This window comes from Acidithiobacillus sp. TH-A67, from assembly GCF_057473545.1.
In genome coordinates this window covers 22,615-28,966 of the sequence record NZ_JBYCKU010000054.1, presented here as the reverse complement: position 1 = coordinate 28,966, position 6,352 = coordinate 22,615, and the positions used below count along the sequence as shown (strand labels likewise).

The 6,352-nt window shown below is 63.5% G+C and carries 1 protein-coding gene; it reads left to right on the top strand.

Annotated elements, in window-relative coordinates; all coding sequences use genetic code 11:
- Window positions 1-18: 18 nt before the first annotated feature.
- Entirely contained in the window at window positions 19-6,351 is a 6,333-nt protein-coding gene (locus tag AC2VNM_RS08510; protein ID WP_486913158.1) for an SDR family NAD(P)-dependent oxidoreductase, read from the top strand.
- The last annotated feature ends 1 nt before the right edge of the window (window position 6,352 follow it).

The following is a 6,352-nucleotide window of genomic DNA, read 5'->3' as shown; positions in this document are numbered from 1 at the left end:
GATCCAATCCTGGCGGTAGTGCTGGGCACCGGCAACAATACCGATGGCTATAAATCCGGCCTGACGGTACCCAGCGCGGCGGCCCAGGCGGCGCTGCTGACCAAGGTGTACACGCAAGCGGGCGTTGATCCGCTCCAGTTGCACTATGTAGAGGCGCATGGGACAGGTACGGCGGTAGGGGACCCCATCGAGCTGGAAGCCATTGGCGCCGCTCTCACCCCAAAACGCAGCGATCCTTTGCTGGTCGGCTCCGTCAAGAGCAATCTGGGGCATCTGGAGACGGCATCGGCGGTACCCGGATTGCTCAAGGTCATCCATAGTCTGCATGCGCGCCAGGTTCCTCCCACCATCGGCGTGGAATCCATCAACCCGCGTCTGCCCCTGGACCGCTATCCCCTGGAGATCGTCCGCGAACTGCGCTCTCTGCCTACCCATGGTACCCTGACCATGGGCGTCAACTCTTTTGGTTTTGGGGGGGCCAACGCCCATGCCATCCTGCAAAGCCCACCGCGCTGGCGCGCGCCACGCCGGAAAGACGCGCCGGTCCAGATCCCTCCCCGTCGCCCTCTCCTGCTCAGTGCAGCTACGGAAGCCGCACTGCGGACCTGGGCAAGGGAGCTGCGGGACTTTCTCGCGCCGCTGTCGCGGCAGGATTGGGAACGGACCCTCTATCAACTGAACTTCCGCCAGCCAGAACTTGATCAGGGCGTCATCCTTTGGTTCGCGACGCGCGAGGAACTCCAGGGACAACTCCGCGGGCTGGCCGACGGTAACGGCCCCTCCCCCGAGACAAGCTTGCGTCATTGGTATCAGCCCGAGGAAGCCTTGCCCGTGGCTTTTGTCTACTCAGGAAACGGTTGCCAGTGGGTAGGCATGGGTCGGGATCTGCTCGATCTCCCTGAGGTCGCCGCCGTCATAGACGAAATCGACCAAACCTTTGCGCCGCTGGCGGGCTATCGCCTGCGCGATGAGTTGCGGGAGGAACAAGCGGCAGAACGCTACGACAGCACGATGCATGCACAGCCCGCCCTGTTTGCCCTGCAAGTGGCGCAAACCGTCTGGTTGCGTGCCCAAGGGGTCGAACCGGCAGCGGTGATTGGGCACAGCGTTGGCGAGGTGGCGGCGGCCTGGGCCTGTGGCGCACTATCTCTGGCCGACGCCACCCGCGTCATTCACGCCCGCAGTCAGGCGCAGGAAGGTACCCGCGGCCTGGGGCAAATGACCGCCGTTGGCTGCGCGGCCGAGACGATGGCTGCACGACTGGCCGATGCTGGCCTGGACGATAAACTGTGGCTGGCCGCCGAAAACAGCCCCAAGGGCTGTACCGTGGTGGGAGATAGCGATTCCCTGACCCACTTCGAGCAGCAACTGCGATCCGCACAGATCCCGTACAAGCGCTTGCCGGTGGACTATCCGTTCCATGGTCCCGCCATGGATGCTTTGCGAGACGATCTTCTCGTTTCTCTGGCGAAATTGACCCCCAAGAGCGGCGACATCCCTTTCTTCTCTACCGTGACCGGAAGCCAGCTGCTTGGCAGCGAGCTGGGCGCGGAGTATTGGTGGCAGAATGTACGTCAGCCTGTGCGCTTCCGCGAAGCCGCCACTGCCCTGACAGAGCACTGTGACCTACTGGTGGAGCTCGGCGGCCATCCCGTATTACGCATGTACTTGCGTGAGATTTTCGAGGCGCAAGGTCGCAGTGGCAGGGCTTTGGCAACGCTGCACCGCAACGTGGCGGAACAACGGGCAGCCCTGCAAAATACTCTCGACAGCCTGTGGCTGAGCGGTCTGCCGCGCCAGTGGGATCGCTTTTATCCGCGCCCCCTGCCGCCCGTGGAGCTCCCCAGCTATCCTTGGCAACGGGAGCGCCACTGGCAGGATCCCACGACAGAATCCTGCGGCTTGCTGTACCGCTACGAACGTCACCCCCTGCTCGGTCATCCGGTGGCCGGATATCCCGGGCTCTGGGAACAGCGTCTGGATACCACACTGCAGCCCTGGTTGGCGGACCATCAGGTAGGGGGCGATGTACTCTTCCCCGGCGCGGGCTTCGTGGAACTGGTCCTGGCGCTGGGCCAGCAACAGTTTCCCGAAGCACCAGCCCTGTGCATTGAGGACCTGGAGATTCTGGCGCCCCTGGTACTGGAAGCCGAGCAGAGCCGAATCATTCGTACCCAGTGGCTGGAGGGTCGCCTGCGGGTGCAATCCCGCAAGGAGATGCACGAGTCCTGGACCGAGCACCTGCGGGCGCGTCTGCGGCCACTGTACGGTCCGGCACCCGCGGCCATGGACCCGCTGGCGAGCCCATCCCCACGGGAGCTCATGCCTGCAGCCCACTACCAAATGGCAAGCCGGCTTGGGCTGCAGTATGGCCCCAGTTTCCAGACCGTCCAGAGCGGTCTCTGCACCCCTGTCGGAGTGGACGCCGAGCTGCGCAGCACCCTGCCCAACGACCTGCATTCCCGTCTGTTCCTGGATCCCGGTATGCTGGACGGGGCCCTGCAACTGTTTATCGACCTACTGGCAGGCGAGCCCCGGCAGGGAACGTCCGCCTTTGTACCGGTGCGCATTGAACGCCTGGATTACTGGCCACAGCGAGATACCAAAGTCAGCGCCCGGGTGCGCCTGGATCGGCGCTCACCCCATTCGCTGCTGGCTCGGCTTCAGCTCATTGACCCCCGTGGACTTGTGACCCTGAATGTCCACGGCGTGCGGCTGCAGGAATTGCGCCTGCCGGGCAAACAGGAAGCAGTACCACGCTATTTTACCCGCAATCTGGTGGCCCTGGACCGTGCCGAAAGCAGCACCCCTTTACAATTGCCAGCCATTGCCACGTGCTGCAGAGATCTGCTGCAGGGCAGCCCCATCCTGACCCGGCGGCGCGAAGAGTTCCTGCCACTGCTCCACAGCTACCTGCAGATGGACGAGGGGGAGCAGGCGGGGGCATTGTGGCAGACCCTCCTGCAGGACTACCCGGAAAGCCTGCCCTGGACGGTAGCGGCAGGCCGTTGGAAACTGCGACGGCAGGGCCTTGGTGAAGGCGACGATCCCCTCCTGACCGGGGATTGGTGGCGACGGGATCTGGAGGCCTATCTGGCAGATCTGGCGGAGGTCCTGGCCAACTGGTTGAGCGATCAGACACCGCGGCAGCGAGTCTACAGCATTGCCGAATTTAGCGATGCTGGCTGGCAGTTACTGCCCCGGCTGGAGAGCAATTCGGCGCGTTTCCGCCGCTGTGGATTGCGCCCGGCGATGCTGGAGGATGAGCGGGTGGATTGGCCGGTGCATAACTTGCAACAGGTGCCGGAGCATCTCCGGGGCTTCGATCTGCTGGTGCTGCATACCGACCCGCTGCAACCCGGCGCCTGGGACGATCTGCTACAACAGGCCAGAGCCTTGCTTCGTCCACAGGGGATCGTGCTGCTGGCGGGAACCTCTCCGCTGCACAACGAGTTATCCAACGGCTTTTTCCTGCCCCCGGCAGAACTGGAGGAAGCCGCCCGCGCTCTGGGTTGGGAAACAACCCTTCTCCAAACCCGGGAAGAACCGGCTTGGATTCTTCTGCTGCAGGCCCCGCAATGCGGCCTGCGGCAGGAGTGGCAGTCCATTGCATTGCTGGGCGCTATACCGGAGGCGTTACCCACGGCCCTGCAGAAGCTGGACGCGCCATACCGGCAGTGGTTACCCGATGAATTCACCGCTGCATCCCTGCACGAGGAGGCTCCCGCCGTTCTGCTCTTCGCACCGTCGCTGCGCGATCCTGACCTGAACTCTCCTAGTGCAGTCATCGCCACCGCCGTCCTGGAACTACGAGCGATATTGCGGAGTTGTCGGGAGCATTCCGCGTCGCTGCGCGTCGACCTGCTGCTGCCCGGCGCATTGCAGTCACGGGGAAGACAGACTGAGAATGCCGTCGCCGCCGCTCTGGCCGCTTTCGTGCGTTCTCTCGCCAATGAGTGGACGGACCTGAGACTGCGCATTTTGGACAGCCTGGCCGATTCCCAGCAATCTGCCGAAGCCCTGGCCCACGAGATTCTCGAAGCCGACAACGAAAGCGAAATTTTCCTCGGTGCCGATGGCCACCGCCAGGTTTTGCGGGTACATGAATGGCACGACGTGGCTGCCGTTCCTAGCGGACAGATCCAGTATCTGAACAATGCCCGCGCCGGACAGTTGCGCTACCTTGCCTGGGAAACGCGATCTTCCCCCGCGGCATTACCTGGGAATTCTGTCGAAGTCGAGACCATGGCAGCAGGGCTCAACTTTCGCGATGTGATGTATGCCCTGGGACTGGTGGGCGACGAGGCGCTGGAGGCGGGCTTTGCCGGCCCAGGACTGGGGCTCGAGTTTGCCGGCACGGTGCGGCGCGTCGGCCAAAACGTATCGCGTTGGCGGGTGGGCGACCGGGTGTTGGGATTCGCCCCACGCAGCCTGGCCAATCGGGTTCTGACCCCGGAGCATGCCTTGGCGGCGATCCCGAAAGGACTCGACTGGGTTGCGGCAGCCGGTCTGCCCACCGCCTTCTTCACCGCCTGGTATGGCCTGATCGAGCTGGGACGCATGGCCCGCGGCGAGCGGGTGCTCATCCATGGTGCTGCCGGCGCCGTCGGCCTCGCGGCCATCCAGATCGCCCAGCTGCGGGGCGCAGAAATCTTTGCTACCGCCGGCTCCGCCGCCAAGCGGGACTTCCTGCGCCTACTGGGCGTGCACTACCTCTATGACTCGCGCAGTCTGGACTTCGCCGACGCCATCCTGGCGGACACCGAGGGCGAAGGCGTCGATTTGGTACTCAACAGTCTCGCCGGCGAAGCGATGGACCGCAGCCTGCGCCTGCTCAAGCCCTTTGGACGCTTTCTGGAACTGGGCAAGCGGGATTTTTACAACGATACCCTTCTGGGGCTGCGCCCTATGCGCAATAACCTGAGCTACTTCGGCATCGACGCCGACCAGCTCCTTGCCCTCCATCCGCAGCGGACGCAAGCGATCTTTACGCAATTGTTGGAAGCCTTCGTGCGGCAAGAACTCGTGCCACTTCCCAGCACCGTATTTGCCAGCCATGCAGCCCCTGACGCCTTCCGTTACATGCAGCAGTCCCGGCAGATCGGCAAGATCGTCATCGACACCCACGGACCTTTCCTGCCGCATCCGGCGCCGGCGCCGCTTGTCCCCACGCCTCTGCAGCTCGATCCCGAGGGCGTGTATGTGATCAGTGGCGGAAGCTCGGGCCTGGGCTTGGCAACGGCGCAACGCCTCCTCCTTCGTGGTGCGCGCAAGCTTGCGCTCCTCTCTCGTCAAGGCAACCTGGATCCGGAAGCCGAAAGAGCTTTGCAGCCGTACGAGTCGACTGCGGAAATTCGCGTACGCGCTGTGGATGTGCGCGACCGCGCTGCCGTCGCCACGCTCTTCACCGAACTCGCCGCCTGGGGATCGGTGCGGGGCATCATCCACGCCGCTGCGGTCATTGCGGATGCCCTGGTGGAGCAACTACAGGATGACGCACTGGCCAGGGTTCTGGAACCGAAGGTGGATGGTGCGCGGCACCTACACGAGCTGAGCAAGGGTCAGCCGCTGGACTTTTTTGTGCTCTACTCTTCCATTGCCAACTTGCTGGGCAATGTAGGACAAGGCGCGTATGTGGCCGCGAACGCCGCTCTGGAGGCCTTGGCACGTCACCGACACGCGCTGGGGGTACCGGCCACTACCCTGCAGTTTGGACCCATTGCCGATGTAGGCTACCTGACCCGGCACCGAGAAACCCAGGAACTTTTGCAGCGCCGCTTGGGCGGCCGTGCCATTTCTGCCAGCCAGGCACTAGACGCCATGGAGTGGGCCATTGCCCAGAACCTCCCGGAGCTGGCGGTGGCCGATCTTCACTGGCAGGTGCTGCGCACGTCCTTGCCTTGGGTGCAAGGGTGCCCCTACGAAGAGCTCGACCAGGAGCCCGCTGGCAGCAAGGTTGCGAGCAGTCAGCACGACTGGCGTACCGAGCTTATCTCTTTGTCCAGAGAGGAGGCATTGGTGCATTTGCAGGGCTGGATTACTGCGGAGGTAGCGCAGATCCTGCGACTGCCTGCCGAACAGATCGATCCACGCAAGAAACTGACAGATCTCGGTTTCGATTCCTTGATGGGCATGGAGCTTGTCATGGCGCTGGAGGAGCGAACGGGTTTGAAGATCCCCGCCTTTATCCTGAGTGAGGAGCCCACGGTTTTTGCTCTGTCTCAGCGCTTGTTGGCTGAGTGGCGCGAAGAGCAGAGCGCTCCCAGCGGCGAGGAGCAGGTTTTGGATATGGCACGCCGGCATGGCGTGGCCGGGGAATATGCCGGCCGGTCGGCGGCAAGCGAGGTCTGAT